Source organism: Streptomyces sp. NPDC056160, from assembly GCF_042268205.1.
Taxonomy (GTDB): domain Bacteria; phylum Actinomycetota; class Actinomycetes; order Streptomycetales; family Streptomycetaceae; genus Streptomyces.
Window position 1 is genome coordinate 19,221 of the sequence record NZ_JBHJUW010000052.1, and the last position, 18,453, is coordinate 37,673.

Genomic DNA, 18,453 nt, shown 5'->3' on the forward strand with positions numbered 1-18,453 from the left:
TGCTGCGCCCGTCCCGACCATCCCGAGGCATCTCATGACCGCCCACGCGGACATCCGCACGTCAAGGAAGCTGTCCCGCATCTCCTACAGTCTGCGCGGCCCGCTGGCAGCGCAGGCCGAACGCATGCGAGCGGCGGGAGACGACGTACTCGCGCTGAACCTCGGGGACCCCGCCGCGTACGGTCTGGCCCCGAGCCCCGAGGTGGTGCACGCCGTACGCGACAACCTCGGCCGCTCCTGCGGATACAGCCCCGCGCAGGGGCTGCCCGCGGCCCGTGAAGCGGTGGCCCGGCACTACCGGGCGAAGGGGCTCGACACGGTCGGCTCGCGCGACGTCTACCTGGGCAACGGCGTGTCGGAGCTGGCGGCCCTGGCTCTGCACGCGTTGCTGGGGCCGCGCGACCAAGTCCTGGTTCCCGCGCCGGACTACCCCATGTGGACGGCCTCCGCTGTTCTGGCCGGGGGCTCACCGGTGCACTACCGGTGCGACGAGGCATCCGCATGGTTCCCGGACCCGGCGGACATCGCGCGCAGGGTGACCGACCGCACCCGGGCCCTGCTGGTGATCAACCCGAACAATCCCACCGGTGCCGTCTGGCCCCCCGAGATCCTCGACGGCATCGCCGACGTCGCCCGTCGGCACCGCCTGGTGCTGTTGGCCGACGAGATCTACGCCGACCATCTCTACGACGGCGTACCGCACGCCCCGCTCGCGACCCGTGCTCCGGACGTGCCCTGCCTGACGTTCGGCGGGCTCTCCAAACGCAGTCGCATCCCCGGGTACCGCATGGGATGGCTGGCCCTGACCGGGTGCCCGGGCCATGAGAACGCCTTGACCGACGCGCTTGACACGCTCACCTCCCTCCGCCTGTGCCCGAACGTCCCGGCGCAGCGCGCCGTGGAAGCCGCGCTGCGCGTCGACGACACGACCGCCCTGACCGCCCCGGGAGGGGAACTGTGCCGACGGAGGGACCACTTGTGCGGCCTCCTCGACGGCATCTCGGGGGTGCGGACCGTGAAACCCCGCGGCGCGTTCTACGCCTTTCCGCGCATCGACCGCGGGCGGTACCGTCTGGCCGACGACGAGTCCGTGGCCGGCGGCCTGCTGCGCGAGGAAGGCCTGTTCGTCGTCCCGGGTTCCGGACTCGGTCCGGTGCCACCCGGGCACCTGCGCATCGTCACCCTCGCACCGACCGAGATGCTCACAGAGGCGGTCACGAGGCTCACCCGCTTCCTCCACCGCCGCAGGACCCGTCTGCCGATCGAGGGCGAGCGGTGAGGCGTCGGGGATGACGGTCCTTGTGACGGTCCCGCCACCGCCGTCCGCCGTGCAGCGGGGCGCCGTCCGGTCGGCCGGAGTCGTACCGGCTGTCGGACCGGGGCCGTCCAGGCCCTCAGTGGTTCTGCCGGACCACTGCCTCGGAGCGGTCGGGTGCGCCCGCGGGCAGCGGTGCCCCGCCCGTGCCCTTCACCCAGAGCGGTTCGAGCCGGTAGGTCGGCAGGTGCAGGACCGCCCCCGCCCCGGCCGCGACGAACATGCTGAGGTCGCCGGCGTCGTGGAACTGATCCTCGCCAAGGACGGCGACAGTGCCGAGCATGTGATGCGTGAGCACGTCAGGGCAAGCCGGCGCGCCCTGCCGGCGGGTCTGCCCGTCGGCGGCCGGGACGAAGGGTCAGGGGCCGCAACGCCCTGATGTCGCAGGACGGCCGCCGCCCGCGGCGTCAGGGCGCTGAGCACGAGGGGCCGGGCGGCGGCCGCCGTCGGCGTTCAGGGACGAGGCCGAGTCCCCGGTCCGGCCGGCATCGCGCGCCGGGAGCCGGTACGGACGCATCGAGGCCGTGATGGTCAGGGCCACGCCCGATCGCGATCGCGGTTCGCGTCATGACGCGGGTGTGAGTCGGGTGTTAGGCGCGGCTGGGAGTGTGACGACCGGGGAGGCGGGCAGTGACGGCCGAGCCGAGCCCGACCCTTCCCCCCGATGCCGTGAGAGAAGTGAAAGAGGAGCCGGATGACTGTAGTGACCGGGCCTGCCGGAGCAGACGTGGCCGAGGCCGTGCGGGCCGCGCTCACCTGCGAGCAGACGGTGCGGCGCGCCCTCGTCCATCGGCGTGCGCTGTCGGAGGTGTTCCTCACGGACAGCGCGCGGGTGGACGAGGAGCACTTCGTCGCGGCCGCCCTGCTGCCGCCCTCCCACACGTACTACACCGACCACACGACAGTCGGGCTCGTCGACCCGCTGCTGCTGCTCGAATGCTGCCGGCAGGCGGAGACCCATGCGGTGCACACGCACTTCGGTGCGCCGTTCGGGACGAAGTTCGTGCTGCGGGACTGGTCGATGACCCTGTCCGACGGCGCCCTGGCCCCTTGGGCGGGCGGCCCCGTGCCGGTGACCGTCGACGCCACGACGCAGGACGCGCAGTGGATCGCCGGATCGCTGCGCGCACTCGCGTACCGCATGCGCGTGTCGGTGTCGGGACGTCCGCTGGGCGAGGTGACCATGCGGGTGAAGTACGTGGCCGACACGGTGTACGCGAAGCTGCGCGACCGTCCGGCCGGGACGGCACCGACGTCGGACGCCTACCGCACCCCGGAGCTCGCGGGGCTGGTGGAGCCGGCCCGCGTGGGGCGGGCGCGCCCGGAGAACGTGGTGCTGCTCGACGCCGTGCGCGGCGAGGACGGCGTCGCGGCCCGGCTGCGCGTGGACGGCGGCCACGCCAGTCTGTTCGACCATCCGCAGGACCACGTGCCGGGCATGGTCCTGATGGAGGCGGGGCGGCAGGCGGCGCTGCTGTCGGCCGGGGAGTTCACCGGTGAGGACCCCGCGCGCTGGGCGCTGTCGGGGTTGCGCGCGTCCTTCGGTGCCTACGCCGAACTCGACGAGCCGCTGACCGTACGGGCCGGGCGACCGCGGCGGCGGGATGCGGGCGGGGGCGAGACGGTCCCGGTCGCCTTCGAACAGGGCGGCCGGGACGTGGCGCAGGCCGTCTTCTCGCTGGTGCGGGCGGGGAACGACAGCGAGGCATGACGACGGCGCGCGTCGATGCCGCCGATGCCGTCGAGGTGGCCCTCGTGCGGTGATCGACGGGGGCGTCCCACGCACGGTGGTGCGGTGGTGGTCGGGGGGGCGTCCCGCGCACAGTGGTGCGGTGGTCGTCGTACGGCGGCCACCGCACCACCGCGTGTGGTCCGTGCGGCCACGAGCGGCCAGGCCCAGTCCCCTGTGGCGTCGTGCGGTAAGCCCAGGGACAGCGGGCGGCAGACCGCAGGCCGCCAGGCAAGTGACCCACGTAACGGTCAGGGCGCCGTGACGGGCCGGGTAGGCGCCGCGCACGACACCGGGCGCGGCAGGACGTCGGCCACGGTGATGCAGGAGCCCGCCGGAGCCGTGCTCGCGAAGAGCCGGCCGGTGCCGGACGGGCGGCGCGGAAGGGGCGGGTGGTGTTCTGCCGGGCCCGCCCGGCCCACCCGGCCCACGGCCGTGGCGTTCACCAGCCGGTCGGGGTGCCGGCGAGGGAGCGGGGGCGAACGCGTGCCTGGCCCCGGGCAGTGAGGGCCAGGCAGAAGCGGCCGGGCGGGAGGCAGCGCAACCGGGGCAGCGGGACCGGGGCGGCGGCAGAGGCGCTCAAGCGGTCCGGGACGTCGTCCCGGTGGTCCCGGGGCCGGTGGTCCCCGGCGTCCGGGCGGGAGTTCAGTCGTCCTTGCCGGTCGCCGCCGGGTCCAGGTCGCGGTCCCGGACCAGGGTGAAAATGGCGACCGCGCCGGCGAGGGCGACGCAGGCGAGGACGACGTACACCACGCTCCAGCCGTGCTCCAGGCCCTGCACGGCCCGGTGCACCAGTTCCTCGCCCCCACCGCGGCGGACCGAGGACAGCCTGCCCTGCACCACGTCGTCCGCCATCGTGCCGCTGTCCGCGCCGGCCGCGGTTGACAGCCGCTGCCGGGTGGAGGTCAGCAGCAGGCCGCCGACGCAGGCCACGCCGATCGTCTCGCCGGCGACGCGCAGGGTGTTGAACATGCCCGAGGCCATGCCCGCGCGCTCCGGGGACACGACGCTGACCGCCGCGTTGTCCATGACACCGAACGCGAGACCGATGCCGATGCCCGCGAGCAGCAGCGCGGCGTACAGACCGGTGCGCGAGGAGACCGGGTCGGTGAAAGTCATCAGCAGCAGCGCCACGGCGAGCACGGCCGGGCCGAGGGCCAGCAGGGTGCGCACCGAGAGCCGTTTGACGAGCGCCCCGGAGAACAGGGGCAGCACGAACACCGGCAGGGTGAGCGGCAGCAGCATCGCGCCGGACATCGTGGAACCGGCGCCACCCGCGCCCTGGAAGTACGGCGGCAGGTAGACCAGCAGGGCGGCGAAGGCGAAGACGATGCTGACGGGCTGCCAGATGATGGCGACGAAGGTGGGGCGGCGCAGCAGGCTCAGGTCGAACATGGGCTGGTCGCTGCGGAGTTCGACGGCGACGAAGGCGGCGAGGAAGAGTGCGGCGCCCGCGAAGGAGCCGAGGGTCGCGGCGCCCGTCCAGCCGCGCGAGGGCCCCTCGACGAAGGCGAGGGCGAGCAGCAGCAGAGCGAGGGTGAAGGTGGCCACCCCCGGCTTGTCGATCCGCCGCGCCTCGGGGTTGCGGGACTCGGGCAGCGGCCGGGCCAGGACGAGGACCACCGCGCCCAGGACGACGTTGACGAGGAAGACGGCGTGCCAGGATGCCGCGCCGACGAGCACTCCCGACACGAAGGGGCCCATCGCCAGGCCGAATCCGATGGAGGCGCCGAAGATGCCGAACGCCCTGGCCCGCGCGGCTCCCGCGAAGGTGTGCGCGAGCAGCGTCGAACCACTGGTGAGGACCGCCGCCGCGCCCATGCCCTGGACGAACCGGGCGCCGTCCACGAGCACGATGGTGGGCGCGGTGCCGGCCACCAGGGAGGCCAGCGCGAAGACGGTGGTCCCGGTCAGGAACATGCGGCGCCGCCCGTACAGGTCGGCGGCGGAACCGGCGGCCAGCATGAACGCGGTGAAGGCGACGTTGTAGGCGTTGAGGACCCACTGGGTGGAGGCGGCCGAGGCGTGCAGCGCGCCGGACATGTCGGCGAGCGCCACGCCGGGCCCGGTCACCGAGATGGGCAGCATGACGGCCGCCAGCGCGATGGCCACCAGGGTCCGGGTGGGGCCGATCGCGGGCCGGGTGCCGGGGGCGGGGCCCGGCTCGGACCGGGTGGCGGTCCGGGCGGCTCGTGCGGCGGCCGGCTCTGCTTCGGCAGGTGTGTGGGACATAGGGAGGCTTCCTGTGTCTGGTGCCTGGAGTGGGGGTGGTGGGGGTGGTGGGGCGGCGTGGTCAGGCCGGCAGCGCCGCCCCGTCTGTCCGCAGTACGTCGCCGAGCTGGGCGAAGGAGGTGGCCCGCGCGTCGATGTAGGAACCGAACGGGGCCACGTCGGCGTCGGTGAAGACCTCGCCGCGCATGAGGACGGTGCGCAGCCCGGCGATCTTGGCGGCGCGCAGCGCCAGCGGGGAGTCGTCGACGAGCAGCCAGCGTTCCGGATGGCTCTCGCCCTCGGCGGCGAGCAGCCCCGTGTAGGTGTCGGGGTCGGCCTTGGACGCGTGGTCGAGGGGGACGAAGTCCTGGTCGTCGAAGAGGCCGTCGAGCAGGGCGCGGCGCGCAGTGGCGCGGTCCATGGTGGAGAAGACCCGCAGCCGCAGACCGTGGGCGCGCTGTTCGGCGCAGAACTCCCTGACGCCTTCGCCGAGGGTGAGCGCGGTGCCGCCGACGGCGGTGAGCGAGCGCAGTGCGGCGATCTCGGCCGCCAGGTGCCGTTCGATGCCGAGGCCGGTGAACAGCATGTGCAGGCTCTCGCGCTGCGGGAAGGTGCTGATGGCCTTGAACTGGGCCGCGGTGGCCTCGTAGGGCAGGTCGGTGTGGCGGTTGATGCCTTCGTGCAGGGCCTTCAGCAGCAGGCTGGAGGCGTTCAGGCTCAGTACTCCGTCGAAGTCCAGCAGCACGGTGTGCGCGCGGCAGTCGCGGTCGCGGTCCACGGCGTGGCTCCTTGTGTGGTGGGGGGTACCGGCCCGACGCGGGGGAGGGCCGGGCCGGTACGACGGGGGGCGCGGTGTCAGCCGCGCCAGACGGTGTGCGCGGCGGCCTCGGCGTCGAGGGTGCGCAGCAGGTCCTCGTCGACGGAGTGCAGCGAGTCGACGATGTGGCGGGTGCCGGCCTCGCGCATCAGCTGCGGCTGGAAGCTGTGCTCGAAGGAGCTGGGGTGCCCGATGAAGGGGATGTCGAGTGCCCGGGCCACCTCGGCGACGCGGGCCACGTCGTCGATGAAGAGCACCTGGTCGTACTCAAGGCCGAAGACCTCGGTGGTGATCTCGCGCAGCCCGGGACGGAAGTCGTTGGTGCAGACGTAGCGGGGCTCGTCGAACAGGTCGGCGTACTCGCCCAGGTAGCGGTCGAAGTGGGAGGCGTCCAGGCCGCCGTAGCTGACCGTCCGCAGGCCCAGCGCGCGCAGCCGGCGCAGCAGGTCGACGGCGCCGTCGAGGAGCTGGACGGGGTGGTCCCGGAGGTATTCCTCGCGCTCCTTGAAGTAGACGTCGATGGCTTCCTGCGCGGTCCACGGCATCCGGGCCGCGTTGGCCATCCCCTGCCCGCCCACCAGCTGCGGCTGGGAGAAGATGCTCCGCTCGACGTCGGCGGTGTACTCGCCGCCGCGGCTGACGATGAAGTTGTGGATGACGGGGCTGAAGGTGTCGTTGAGCAGGACGCCGTCGATGTTGACGGCGGCCAGCTTGAGCTGCTGGAGCTTGTCTGCCACGGGTGTTCCGTTCCTGGGGTGCGGGTGGGGGCGATCTGTCGGTGGGGCGGGTGTGCTGGGGTTCAGTGGCCGACGGTGGCCGTGCCCGCGGGGGTTCAGTGGCCGACGGTGGCCATGCCCGCGGGGTCGTAGCGCTCGCCGGAGACGGCGTCCGCCGGTACGGCGGCCTCGACGGCGGCCGACTGGGCGGCGGTGAGCTGGATGTCGGCGGCGGCGAGGTTCTCCCGCAGGTACGTCTCCCGGCGGGTGCCGGGAATGGGCACGATGTCCTCGCCGCGGGAGAGCAGCCAGGCCAGCGCGAGCTGGACGGGCGTGCAGCCGGCGTCCTGGGCGATCTCGCGCAGCCGCTCCACCATGCGGACGTTGCGCTCCAGGTGCTCGGGCTGGAAGCGCGGGTGGGAGTGGCGGAAGTCGGAGGGGTCCAGGTCCTGGGGCCGGGTGATGGCACCGGTCAGGAAGCCCCGGCCGATCGGCGAGTAGGCGACGAGGGTGACGCCGAGCTCGCGTGCGGTGGGCAGGATCTCCTGCTCCACCTCGCGGGTCCACAGCGAGTACTCGGTCTGCAGTGCGGCGATCGGATGCACGGCGTGCGCCCTGCGCAGCGTGCCGGCACCGACCTCGGACAGTCCCAGGTGGCGGACCTTGCCGGCCTCGACCAGCTCCGCCATGGCGCCGACGGTCTCCTCGATCGGGATGTCGGGGCTGCGCCGGTGCAGGTAGTAGAGGTCGATGTGGTCGACGCCGAGCCGCCGCAGGGAGGCGTCGACGGCCGTGCGGCAGTACTCGGGGCTGGAGTCGACCTGGCGGCCCTGCCGAGGGTCGCTGTCGTCGCGCCGGATGCCGAACTTGGTGGCGAGGACGACCTGGTCGCGGCGGCCGGTGAGGGCACGGCCGACGAGTCGCTCGTTGTGTCCCTTGCCGTACATGTCGGCGGTGTCGAGGAGCGTGACCCCGAGGTCCAGTGCCGCGTGCAGTGTCCGCAGGCTCTCCTCCTCGTCGGTGGGTCCGTAGAACTCCGACATGCCCATGCAGCCGAGGCCGATGGCCGAGACCGACGGCCCGCCCGTACCGATCCTGCGTTGGCGCACTGGTTTCCTCTCCTCGCACACGTCGTACTCGTCGCACACGTCGTACTCGTCGTACTGGTTCGTCGTACTCGTTCGTGAAGCGGCCGCCGCACCGGGGCGCGGGCGGCCGGCCCGACGGGCGGCCGCGGTCGGCGGGTTGCCGCCGGGCGCCCCCACCATGCTCGCAACGCCTGCTCCCGCACGGCTCACGTGGCGCTCACGGCCGCACGTGAGCGGGACGTGGGCGCGTGGTGAGCGGCAGCGGAGCAGCCGTTGCCACAGTGATCCCGTCGGCCGGTCCCGGGATCACGGGCAGGCCGGCCGTACGGCACGGCAGCGAGAAGGAGTACGCAGTGATGGCAACAGCAGGCGAGCATCCGCGGGCGGCCGGCGGTGCCCGGCTCCGGCCCGGTCGCGGCGGCGGAGGGAAGGGATGAGCGGGACGGGCCGCGCGGCGGTGGTGGCCGGACTGGGCGCCTGGGTGCCGCCGGCCTCGGTCACCAACGACGATCTGGCCCGGCAGCTGGACACCTCCGACGAGTGGATCCGCAGCCGTACCGGGATCGCGTGCAGGCACGTCGTGGACCCGGGCACGGCCACCGGTGACCTGGCCGTCGAGGCCGGCCGGCGGGCGCTGAAGTCCGCCGGGACGGACACCGTCGACGCGGTGGTGCTCGCCACCAGCACCCCGGACCGGCCCTGTCCGGCGACCGCCCCCGAGGTGGCGAGCCGGCTCGGGCTGAGCGGCGTCTGCGCCTTCGACATCGCCGCGGTGTGCACCGGCTTCGTCTACGCCCTCGGGGTGGCCGCGGGCCTCGTGGAGTCCCGGATCGCCGGGTCCGTGCTGGTCATCGGCGCGGACACGTTCTCCACCATCCTCGACCCGGCCGACCGCACCACCCGGGCGATCTTCGGCGACGGTGCCGGCGCCATGGTGCTGCGTTCCGGTGAGCCGGACGAGCCGGGCGCCCTGCGAGGGCTGCACCTGGGCAGCGACGGCAGCCGCAGCGACCTCATCCAGGTCGCCGCGGGGGGTTCACGGCAGCGGTCCACCGGCCTGCCCGCCGAAGTGGCGGCCACCTATTTCACGATGGAGGGCCGGCCCGTCTTCGCCGAAGCCGTACGGCACATGGCGGCTTCCGTGGAGGCCACGGCCGCCGCGCTCGGCGGGACGCCGGCGGACCTCGACCGGATCGTCCTGCACCAGGCCAACGCCCGGATCCTGGCGGCGGTGGCGGAGCGCGTCGGCGTACCGCTCGCGCGCTTCCCGTCCAACATCGAGCGCGTCGGCAACACGGTCGCCGCCTCGGTCCCGCTCGTCCTCGCCGACGCGGTCGCCGACGGCACCGTACGCGGCGGCCAGCGCGTCGTGCTGGGCGGCTTCGGCGGTGGTCTGACCTGGGGGTCGGTGGGCCTGGTGTGGCCGGAGATCACCCCGGCCTGACGCCCTCCGGCACCCGCCCCGTCTCCCCGTTCCCCTTCCCTTCCCTCTTTCCTCCAACACCAGCTCCGCTTTTCTCACCCCCCTTTCCCCCTTTCCTATTTTCAGGAGCACACCATGCAGGAAGTCCAGGAGCAGACCACGCAGGCCATCGCGCAGCGCGTCACGGCACTCCTCTCGGGCCAGTTCAGGATCAAGTCCGAGACGATCGCACCGGACGTGACCCTCGGCAAGCTCTCCTTCGACTCGCTGGTCCTGATCGAACTCGGACTCGTGCTGGACAAGGAGTTCGGCGTCCGCATCGAGGACGGCGAACTCACCGAGGAACACACCCTCGACGATGTCGTCGACCTGCTCGTCGCCAAGGGGGCGAAGGTCTGATGGCGGGCGGCACCGACGCCATAGCCGTCACCGGGCTCGGGCTGGTCACCCCCGCCGGGATCGGCGTCGAGGAGAACTGGGAGCGGGTCCTGACCGGCCGCTCCTGCGCAACCCGGGACGACGCGCTCGGGGACCTGTCGGCCGACTTCTCCTGCCGGGTGCCCGGCTTCGACGCGCAGGAACTGCTCGGCGGGTTCGCCTCCTGGCAGCTGGAACGTTTCGTGCAGCTCGCGCTGGTCGCCTCCCGCATGGCCGTCCGGGACGCCGGGCTCGACCCCGAGAACTGGGACGGCACCCGCGTCGGCGTGGTGCTCGGCAACTCGCTGGGCGGTGCGGCGACGCTGGAGGAGCAGTACCGCGCCCTGTCCGAGGACGGTCCGGCCCGCGTCTCTCCGCTGCTGGTCACCAAGTACATGCCGAACATGCTGGCCGGGTACGTGGCGATCGACTGCGGGGCGCGCGGTCCCAGCCTGGTCACCGCCACGGCCTGCGCGTCGGGTGCCACCGCCGTCGGCACCGCCCGGGACATGCTGCGCGCCGGTACCTGCGACATCGTGCTGGCCGGTGCCAGTGAGTCGGCGCTCACTGCGACGGTGATGTCCGGCCTGTGCCGCATGGGGGCCCTGTCCAAGTCCCGTGCGGAGCCCGAACGCGCCGGCAAGCCGTTCGACGCGGAGCGGGACGGCTTCGTGGCCGCCGAGGCGGCGGGCGTCCTCGTACTGGAGCGGGCCGCCGACGCGCGGGCCCGCGGGGCCCGGATCCGTTCGCTGGTCGGCGGCTGGGCCACCACCTCCGACGCGCACCACGCGACGGCCCCGCAGCCCGGCGGCGAGGGCATCGAACGGGCTCTGCGGGGCGCCCTCGCGGATGCCGGGATCGCCCCGTCCGAGGTACGGCACGTCAACGCGCACGGCACCGCCACGCCGATGAACGACCTCGTCGAGGGCACCATGCTGGGCCGGGTCGTGGGCAGGGGAGCGGCGGTGACCTCCACCAAGGGAGTCACCGGTCACGCCCTGGCCGCGGCCGGAGCGATCGAGGCCGCGTACACGGTGCTGGCCGTGCAGCACGGGGTGGTCCCGCCCACCGCCAACCTGAAGAACCCGGACCCGGCCCTCGACCTGGACCTGGTCAGCGGCGAACCCCGCAGGACACCGGTGGACGTGGCGGTGAGCACGTCGCTCGGCTTCGGCGGGCACAACGCCGCGCTCGTCTTCACCGCGGCCTGAGGCCTGGGCCTCCGGCCGGGCGGTCCCGCCGGCCTGCCCCGCCGGGCTGCCTCGTCGGGCTGCCTCACCGGGCGGCCGTCCCGCCGTCGTGCGGGGCGACCGCCCGGGTCTCGGACCGGCAAAAGACGTAGCAGTCGCGGATGTTGCAGAAGTCGTAGAAGTACAGGTCGTAGAAGTACAGGTCGTCGAAGTGCAGGTCGTCGAAGTGCAGAAGGAGAACAGGATGAACCGCTCGGTCTTCGTCACCGGTGGCAACCGCGGCATCGGCCACGCCATCGCCCGGGCCTTCGCCGCCCAGGGCGACAAGGTCGCCGTCAGCCACCGCACGGGCAGCCCGCCGGACGGTGTGCTCGGCGTGAAGGCCGATGTCACCGAGCCCGGTGCGCTGGAAGAGGCGCTGCGGGAGGCCGAGTCGGCGCACGGTCCGGTGGAGGTCCTGGTGGCCAACGCCGGTATCACCCGGGACCGGCCGATGCTGCGGATGTCGGACGAGGAGTTCGGCGAGGTGCTGAGCACCAACCTGACCGGGGCGTTCGCCGCGGTGCGGGCCGCGGTGCGCAGCATGCTGCCGGCCCGGCGCGGCCGCATCGTGCTGGTCTCCTCGGTGCTGGGTTTCCTCGGGGCGCCCGGGCAGACGAACTACGCGGCCTCCAAGGCGGCCCTGCCGGGCCTGGCCCGCTCCCTGGCCTGGGAGCTGGGGGATCGCGGGATCACGGTGAACGTGGTGGCGCCCGGCATCATCGCCACGGACATGACCGCCTCGCTGTCCGACCGGAGGATGAGCCAGGTCATGGGGATGACACCGCTCGGCCGGCCCGGCACGGTGGACGACGTGGTCGCCGCGATCCGGTTCCTGGCCGGCGAGGAGGCCGGCTACATCACCGGCGCGGTCCTTCCCGTCAGCGGTGGCCTGGGCATGGGGCTGTGAGCCGTACGCCGCCACGCGCCACCGCCGGACGCGACCGCCCCCGACCCCTGCGCGCATCGCCCTCGACCGACGCATCGTCTTCCTCCCGGGCATGGTCTTCCTCCCGGGCATCGTCGTCCTCCCGGGCATCGTCGTCCTCCGAGGCATCGTCTGCCTCCCGCGCATCGTCCTCCTCCGGCGCGTCGGCCCGCTCCGAGGAAGGGACACGTCCCCGGGCGGATCAGCCACGGCGCTGGACGGAGGTGCTGCGGCCCGCGGCGTGCCCGGGGCCGCGCGTCGTCGTCTTTCCGCACGCGGGAAGCGGTGCGCGTCGCTACCGGGAGGTGCCGGCCGGCCTCCCGCCGTACGTCGAGGTCATCGGCGTCACCCTGCCCGGGCGTGAGCGGCGGGCGGGTTGCGCGCCGGGCACGACACTCGCGCGGGCCGTGGCGGGCATCGGGGCGGAACTGCGGGCGCCCGCCGCGGGACGCACCGTCTTCTACGGACACAGTCTGGGCGCGCTGCTGGCCCTGCTCACCGCGCACGCGGGACAGGCGCGGTGCGACGCCCTGGTCGTGTCCTGCGCCCTGCCCGGCCGCCGCGGCTTCCCGCGGCCGGACCTCCTCGGAACCCACGCTGGTCTGACGGCCGTCCTGGCGCTGCACGGGCTGGCCGCCGACGCCCTTGAGGACACCTCCCTGCCCGACGCGCGCCGGACCCTGGCCCACGACCTGGCGCTGGCCCAGGACGCGCTGCTCGCGGTGGACGGGCTGCGCGTCGACGTACCGCTGACGGCGCTGGCGGGCGCCGACGATCCACTCGTCCCCCTCGCCACGCTGCCGCAGTGGGCCGACCTGACCAGCGGTCCTTTCAGGTCGCGGCAGGTCGAGGGCGGCCACTTCTTCCCCTTCACCGCGGCCGGCGCCGCGGTCGTGACCGGGGAACTGGCCGCCTCCCTGCGGCCGTCCGGTCCGCGCGCGGTCCCGTCCCTCACACCCTGACCGGCTCCGCCACGCGGACGGGCCACCCCGGCAGGGCGCCGGACGGCGCCTCCTCGCTGGCCAGGATCCGCTCCTGGAGGCCGCGCAGCCGGTGCGAGGGTTCCAGGCCCACGCCGTCGGCGAGCGCGCGGCGGGCCTGCCGGTAGGCCGTGAGCGCGTCGTTGCGGCGGCCCGAGAGGTAGAGCGCGAGCATCAGGTACTCGTGGAGCACCTCGTCGTAGGGGTCGAGGGCGACCAGCGCGTGGAGTTCGCCGACGACCTCGGCGTACCGGCGCAGCCGCAGGTCCAGGGCGAGGCGCTGGGTCAGCACCGCCTTGCGGTCCTCCTCCAACTGCCGCACGTGGGCCCGCAGGACCGGCCCGGCCGGTACGTCGGCGAGCGGGGCGTCGCGCCACAGGTTCAGCGCGGCGTTCAGCAGGGCGGAGGCCTCGGCGAGGTCGCCGCCCGCCTCGGCGGTGGCCGCCTCGGCGACGAGCCGCTGGTGGCGGACCACGTCGAACTGGTCTCCCGGTACCTCCAGGCGGTAGCCGGTGGGCTCGGTGATCAGCGTCTGCCGGGCGAGGCGGCCCGCGTCGCCCGGCTGGGCGCATCCGATGCCCTTGCGGATCCACATGACGCAGTTCTGGATCCCGGTGGAGGCGCTTCTGGGCGCGTCGAGGTCCCACAGCTCACGCTCGATGGTGGCCCGCTGCACGACCCGCCCGCGGTTGAGGACGAGCATGGCCATCAGCTTCTTCGCCTTCGCAGCGGTAGGGACCACCGAGGTGCCGTTCACCGTCACCCGAAGCGGTCCGAGCACTCTGACGATCATGGTCGTTCCTCCTTCGCCGGCGACCTGACGTCACCACCAACATGTGTACCAGTGTATTCATGTACTGGAGGTCATCATTGAGCCAACAGTAGCGCCAACTTTGGTGCAGGGCACATCGATTCCCGGCCAAGGGTGTTGCCATATGACCCGTAGATCCGTTTCGCACACCTGATTCATGCGTCCGTAGCCTGCCCGTACCGCCATCGTCACGTGGTGATCGAGGTCATTGTTAGACTCCGGTTTATCTTTGGATGCGGGCAACACGGCGAGGGGGAGATGCGTGTGAGCGGCACGACAGAGGTGGCGGTCATCGGAATGGGCGGCCGGTTCCCGGGCGCGAACGACGTGGAGGCGTTCTGGCGGCTCCTGGTGGACAACACCGACGCCGTCACACCCGTCCCCGAGGACAGGTTCGACATCGGGCCCTACTACGAGCCCCGGTCCGCCGTACCGGGCCGCACGGTCTCCCGGCACGGCGGCTTCCTCGACGACCTGTACGGCTTCGACGCCGCCTTCTTCGGCATCGCCCCGCGCGAGGCGCTCGCCATGGACCCGCAGCAGCGGCTCCTGCTGCACGTCGTGTGGGAAGCGCTGGAGGATGCGGGGATCCGGCCGTCGTCCCTGGCAGGCAGCGCCACCGGGGTCTTCGTGGGGCAGGCGACCGCCGAGTACGGCGAAGAGGCCGGTGACACCCCCATGGACGTGCACGCCATGGCCGGGGCCCGGCTGCGCGCGGTCACCGCGGGGCGCGTCTCGTTCGCCCTCGATCTGCGCGGGCCCAGTCTGGTCGTGGACACCGCCTGCTCCTCGTCCCTGGTGGCGGTGCACCTGGCCCGGCAGAGCCTGCTCAGCGGCGAGAGCGAGCTGGCCGTCGCCGCCGGGGTGAACGCGATACTCTCGCCCGCCGACGCCGTCACCTACTCCCAGGGCGGCATGCTCGCCCCCGACGGCCGCTGCAAGTTCGCGGACGCCTCCGGCGACGGGTTCGTGCGCAGTGAGGGCGTCGCCGCGGTCCTGCTCAAGCGGCTGGACGACGCCCTGCGCGACGGCGACCCGGTGCTCGCCGTGCTGCGTGGCAGCGCGGTGACCAACGACGGCGCGGGCAGCGGTCTGCTGCTCCAGCCGGCCGTGACGGGGCAGACCCAGATGCTGCACGCGGCCTGCCGCAGCGCGGGCGTCACCGCGGGCAGCCTCGACTACGTCGAAGCCCACGGCACCGGCACCCGGGTCGGCGACGAGGTGGAACTGCGCGCCCTGGCAGACGCGTTGCGCCAGGACCCGCCGGCCGGACGGCCGCTGCGCGTCGGCTCGGTGAAGACCAACATCGGCCACGCCGAGGCCGCCGCCGGGATCATCGGCCTGATCAAGACCGTGCTGATCGCCCGCCACGGTCTGATCCCCGCCTCCCTGCACCAGCACCACCCGCATCCGGTCCTCACCGAGCCGGACGTGCCCCTGCAGGCCGTCGCGGGCAACACCCCGCTGGACCCGGCCGGCCCGTCCGCCGTCCTCGCCGTGTCCTCCTTCGGCCTGTCGGGCACCAACGCGCAGGTGATCGTCGGCGGCGCCCCGCCCGCGCCCTGTGCTCCGACGCCCGCGGCCACGCCCGTAACGGACCGCCCCGCGCACGAACCGGAAGCGGCCGAACCGCAGTTGCTGGTCCTCAGCGCCCGCACCCCCGCATCCTTGCGCCGCCTCGCGGAGCGCTACGCCGTCCACCTGGAGGCGGGCGGCCCGGGGCGCGCCCACTCCCTGCGCGCCGTCTGCCGCGCGGCCGCGACCCGTCGCGACTGCCACCCCCACCGCCTGTGGGCCGTCGGAACCACCCACGACGAGATGGCCGACGCGCTGCGCGCCCTCGCGCGGGGCGAGGAGACCGCGGACGGCGGCACCGGTGAGGCACCCTTCGACGGTGACCGCCGGATCGCCTTCGTCTTCCCCGGGCAGGGCGCCCAGTGGCGGGGCATGGGACGCGCGCTGCTCGAACAGGACCCCGACTTCCGCCGGGCGCTGACCGAGTGCGACGCGGCCGTGCGGGCGGAACTGGGCTGGTCGGTGATCGAGACCCTGACGGGCGCCGATGCCGACGCCGGCGACAGCCACGGCGACGGCTCGGACGAGGCGGAGCCCTGGGAGGGCGTGGCCGTGGTGCAGCCGCTGGTATGGGCCGTGCAGGTCGCCCTGGCGGCGGCCCTGCGTGCCAAGGGCGCCGAGCCCGGTCTGTGCATGGGGCACAGCATGGGCGAGGTGGCCGCGGCCCGGACCGCGGGCGCGCTCTCGGTGCGCGACGCGGCGGCGGTCGTCTGCCGGCGCAGCGGCCTGATGTCCCGCCTGGCGGGGCGCGGGGCGATGCTCGTCGTGGAACTGGACGCGGAGGAGGCCGCCGCCGCGGCGGCGCCGTACGCCGGCACGGTCTGCGTCGCCGCGCGGAACGCGCCTCGTACCACCGTCCTCGCCGGTGATACCGAGGCGCTGCGGAGCATCGCCACCCGGTTGGAGGACGAGGGTGTCTTCTGCCGCCGGGTGAAGGTCGACGTGGCCTCCCACTCCCCGCTCATGGACGAGTTGCGCGAGGACCTGCTCACGGCGCTCGCCGACCTCTCCCCTGCGACCGGCGGGGTGGAGATGCTGTCCACCGTCCACTGCGAGCCGGTCGACGGGATCGGTCTCGACGCCGCCTACTGGGCGGACAACCTGCGAGAACCGGTGCGGTTCGTCGACGCCGTCCGTGCCGCCGCCGAGGCGGAGGAGACCGTCTTCGTCGAGATCAGCCCCCATCCCCTGCTCAGCCAGTCCATCACCGCGGCCCTCCGGGAACGCGGGGCGCGCGGGGAGGACGGGGCACGTGGGGAGGCGCCGGCCGCCGTGGCGACACTGAAGCGACGGCAGCCGGAGGCGGAGAACCTGCTGCGCGCCCTGGGCCGGGTCTTCGCCGCCGGCGGCCGCGTCGACTGGGACCGCTGCTACGGGACGGAGGATCGCGACAGCTGCGACGCTACGGACCACCGGGACGGCTGCGACGCTACGGACCACCGGGACACCTGCGATGGTGCGGACCGCCGGGACGGCGGCTGTGACGGGACGGACCGGGGCCGCTGCTGCGGGACCGGCCACCGGGACCCGGCCGCCCGGGTGCCGCTGCCGACGTACGCGTGGGACCTGGAGCAACTGCGCCGCGAACCGGCCGCTGCCACCGCTACCGCATCGCAGGCCCGCCACAGCAGCGTGTTCACCCTCCGCGACCTGGGGCTGTCCACCCTGGGCAGCGGGGTGCGCGGCGCGGGCACGGCCGCCGCGGTGCCCGTCGTGCTGTACCTCGACGCGGTGCGCACGGCGGCCCGGGACGCCCTAGGTGACCTGGACGGCGCGCTGAGCGACGTGGAGTTCGGCCCCCGGCCGCTGGAACTGGAGCGGGCGCAGGACGCCGCCGTACGGGTCGACCTCGTGGCCCTGCCCGGACGGGAGGCGTTCGCCTTTGCCGTCACCACCGAACCCACCGGGGGTGACGGGGAGCAGGGCGACGTCCTGCTGAGCGGACGGTTGCGGACGACGGCAGGTCCGGCACCGGAGCGGGCAGCGCAGCGACTGGGCGGGCAGGAACTCCTCGACGACGCGCTGACCCGGTGCGGGGAGTACGTGCCCGCCGCCGAGTTCTACCGTCGGACCCGGGCGCGTGGACTGGTGGTCGACGACGGGCTGCGCACAGCCGCGCAACTGTGGACCGGCGCCGGTGAGTGCGTCGCCCGGATGCACGGCACACCCGCACCCGCTCCCGCCGCCGCGGCCCTGGAGGCGGCCCTGCTGACGATGTCGGCCACCTGGCCCCGTACGGCCTCCGGAGCCTCCCCCGGCGCCTGGGTACCGGTGTCCTTCGGGCACGTCCGTGTCGACGACCCCGACGCCCTGAGCGCGGACCACTGGTCGCTGGCCCGCTGCACCCCGGGTGCCCAGCCCGGAGAGGCCCACTGCGAGGTCCGGCTCCTGGCGGCGGACGGGCACCGGATAGCGGAGTTCGCGGGCATACGGCTGCGGCGACTCGCGTCCCACGGCACACCCGCAGAGCCGGCGGTGATGCCCGCCGGCGCACCTGAAGAGGCCTGCCCGACCGGCCACGTCGGCCATGCCTGGCCCACCGGCCATGCCTGGCCCACTGCCCCTGCCCCGACCGCTGCCGCCGAGCACGCCCGCATCACGGATCCTGCCGGAGCTGCGGGGCAGGCCCGGACCACCGGGCACACGACGGCGGAGCCGGTACAGCCTGTCGGCAGCTCCCTGGCGGGTCCGCCCGCGCACACTGCCCTCGCCTCCCCGGTCGCCGCCCTCGCCTCCCCGGTCGCCCCGGTCGCTCAGGACGCCACCGTACGGCGGCACCCGGGCACCCGCCGGCACGAGCCGACGTGGCCGTCCCGCGCCCGCCACGGCCATCCCGGCCACCCGGGCCCCGCGGCACCGGCGCCCCGGCGGGCGCAGAACGGGACGGCGGTCGGCGCCGCGGACGTGCTGCGGCACGCGGCGACCGTCCTCGGTGTCTCGGCCTCGCGGCTGGACGCGCGCCGGTCACTGCGCAGCCTGGGACTGGACTCGCTGCTGGCGGCCGAGTTGCGGGTACGGCTGAACTCCCTCGGTCTCGACGTCACCGCCCAGCGGCTGCTGGGGCCCGAGCCGATCGGAGAGATCGCCGCCTGCCTGGCCGCGCCCGAGACGACCGCTGACGCGGCCCCGGACACGGCGGCACTCGCCGAGGCCCAGGGTCGGTGACAGATGGGAGATGAGAGGTCGAGAGGTGAGGAGTGGGGGGGTGAGGGGT

15 protein-coding genes are annotated in these 18,453 nt (G+C 73.9%); 8 read left to right on the forward strand and 7 right to left on the reverse strand.

What is annotated here, in order from left to right; all coding sequences use genetic code 11:
* The first annotated feature begins 34 nt into the window (after window positions 1-34).
* Window positions 35-1,279, forward strand: coding sequence for an aminotransferase class I/II-fold pyridoxal phosphate-dependent enzyme (locus tag ACFC02_RS20520; RefSeq protein ID WP_376358955.1), 1,245 nt, complete (start codon window positions 35-37; stop codon window positions 1,277-1,279).
* 115 nt (window positions 1,280-1,394) lie between these two features.
* On the opposite strand, the gene ACFC02_RS20525 is transcribed toward ACFC02_RS20520, so the two are convergent.
* Entirely contained in the window at window positions 1,395-1,598 is a 204-nt protein-coding gene (locus ACFC02_RS20525; protein ID WP_376358959.1) for a hypothetical protein, read from the reverse strand.
* 411 nt (window positions 1,599-2,009) lie between these two features.
* Here ACFC02_RS20525 and ACFC02_RS20530 point away from each other — a divergent pair, with 411 nt between their 5' ends.
* Window positions 2,010-3,026: a ScbA/BarX family gamma-butyrolactone biosynthesis protein gene (locus ACFC02_RS20530; protein WP_376358962.1), complete on the forward strand. Its 1,017-nt coding sequence runs from the start codon at window positions 2,010-2,012 to the stop codon at window positions 3,024-3,026.
* Window positions 3,027-3,689: 663 nt separating this feature from the next.
* Here ACFC02_RS20530 and ACFC02_RS20535 read toward each other — a convergent pair.
* The 4 genes from ACFC02_RS20535 to ACFC02_RS20550 form a co-directional block, all read right to left on the reverse strand.
* Entirely contained in the window at window positions 3,690-5,276 is a 1,587-nt protein-coding gene (locus ACFC02_RS20535; protein WP_376358966.1) for an MFS transporter, read from the reverse strand.
* 61 nt (window positions 5,277-5,337) lie between these two features.
* Window positions 5,338-6,033, reverse strand: a complete 696-nt coding sequence (locus ACFC02_RS20540) for an HAD family hydrolase (RefSeq protein ID WP_376358970.1) — start codon at window positions 6,031-6,033, stop codon at window positions 5,338-5,340.
* Window positions 6,034-6,110: 77 nt separating this feature from the next.
* On the reverse strand, window positions 6,111-6,809 hold the full coding sequence (locus tag ACFC02_RS20545; RefSeq protein ID WP_376358973.1) for an HAD family phosphatase: 699 nt from the start codon (window positions 6,807-6,809) through the stop codon (window positions 6,111-6,113).
* A gap of 95 nt (window positions 6,810-6,904) precedes the next feature.
* The gene (locus ACFC02_RS20550; protein ID WP_376358976.1) at window positions 6,905-8,056 is read right to left on the reverse strand and encodes an aldo/keto reductase; all 1,152 of its coding nucleotides are present in this window, start codon (window positions 8,054-8,056) and stop codon (window positions 6,905-6,907) included.
* 253 nt (window positions 8,057-8,309) lie between these two features.
* Between ACFC02_RS20550 and ACFC02_RS20555 the strand changes: the two genes are divergently transcribed.
* From ACFC02_RS20555 to ACFC02_RS20565, 3 genes are all read left to right on the forward strand, one after another.
* On the forward strand, window positions 8,310-9,320 hold the full coding sequence (locus ACFC02_RS20555; protein WP_376358980.1) for a beta-ketoacyl-ACP synthase III: 1,011 nt from the start codon (window positions 8,310-8,312) through the stop codon (window positions 9,318-9,320).
* A gap of 114 nt (window positions 9,321-9,434) precedes the next feature.
* A complete protein-coding gene (locus tag ACFC02_RS20560) occupies window positions 9,435-9,698 on the forward strand; it encodes an acyl carrier protein (protein WP_376358983.1) in 264 nt (87 codons plus the stop codon).
* Entirely contained in the window at window positions 9,698-10,927 is a 1,230-nt protein-coding gene (locus ACFC02_RS20565) for a beta-ketoacyl-[acyl-carrier-protein] synthase family protein (RefSeq protein ID WP_360970028.1), read from the forward strand. The genes ACFC02_RS20560 and ACFC02_RS20565 overlap by 1 nt, the downstream gene beginning before the upstream one ends.
* Window positions 10,928-10,991: 64 nt before the next feature.
* Here ACFC02_RS20565 and ACFC02_RS20570 read toward each other — a convergent pair whose 3' ends face one another.
* Entirely contained in the window at window positions 10,992-11,198 is a 207-nt protein-coding gene (locus ACFC02_RS20570; RefSeq protein WP_376358988.1) for a hypothetical protein, read from the reverse strand.
* On the opposite strand from ACFC02_RS20570, the gene fabG reads away from it, so the two are divergent.
* Together fabG and ACFC02_RS20580 are read left to right on the forward strand one after the other, a co-directional pair.
* Window positions 11,151-11,855 (forward strand): 3-oxoacyl-ACP reductase FabG, encoded by a 705-nt coding sequence (gene fabG, locus ACFC02_RS20575; protein WP_376358990.1) that lies wholly within the window; start codon window positions 11,151-11,153, stop codon window positions 11,853-11,855. The genes ACFC02_RS20570 and fabG overlap by 48 nt on opposite strands.
* Before the next feature lie 242 nt (window positions 11,856-12,097).
* Window positions 12,098-12,835, forward strand: coding sequence for a thioesterase II family protein (locus tag ACFC02_RS20580; protein ID WP_376358993.1), 738 nt, complete (start codon window positions 12,098-12,100; stop codon window positions 12,833-12,835).
* Here the strand turns inward: ACFC02_RS20580 and ACFC02_RS20585 are convergent.
* Complete coding sequence (locus tag ACFC02_RS20585; RefSeq protein ID WP_376358996.1) at window positions 12,825-13,646, reverse strand: BTAD domain-containing putative transcriptional regulator; 822 nt, start codon at window positions 13,644-13,646, stop codon at window positions 12,825-12,827. The genes ACFC02_RS20580 and ACFC02_RS20585 overlap by 11 nt on opposite strands.
* A gap of 282 nt (window positions 13,647-13,928) precedes the next feature.
* On the opposite strand from ACFC02_RS20585, the gene ACFC02_RS20590 reads away from it, so the two are divergent.
* A complete protein-coding gene (locus ACFC02_RS20590; RefSeq protein WP_376358999.1) occupies window positions 13,929-18,404 on the forward strand; it encodes a type I polyketide synthase in 4,476 nt (1,491 codons plus the stop codon).
* The last annotated feature ends 49 nt before the right edge of the window (window positions 18,405-18,453 follow it).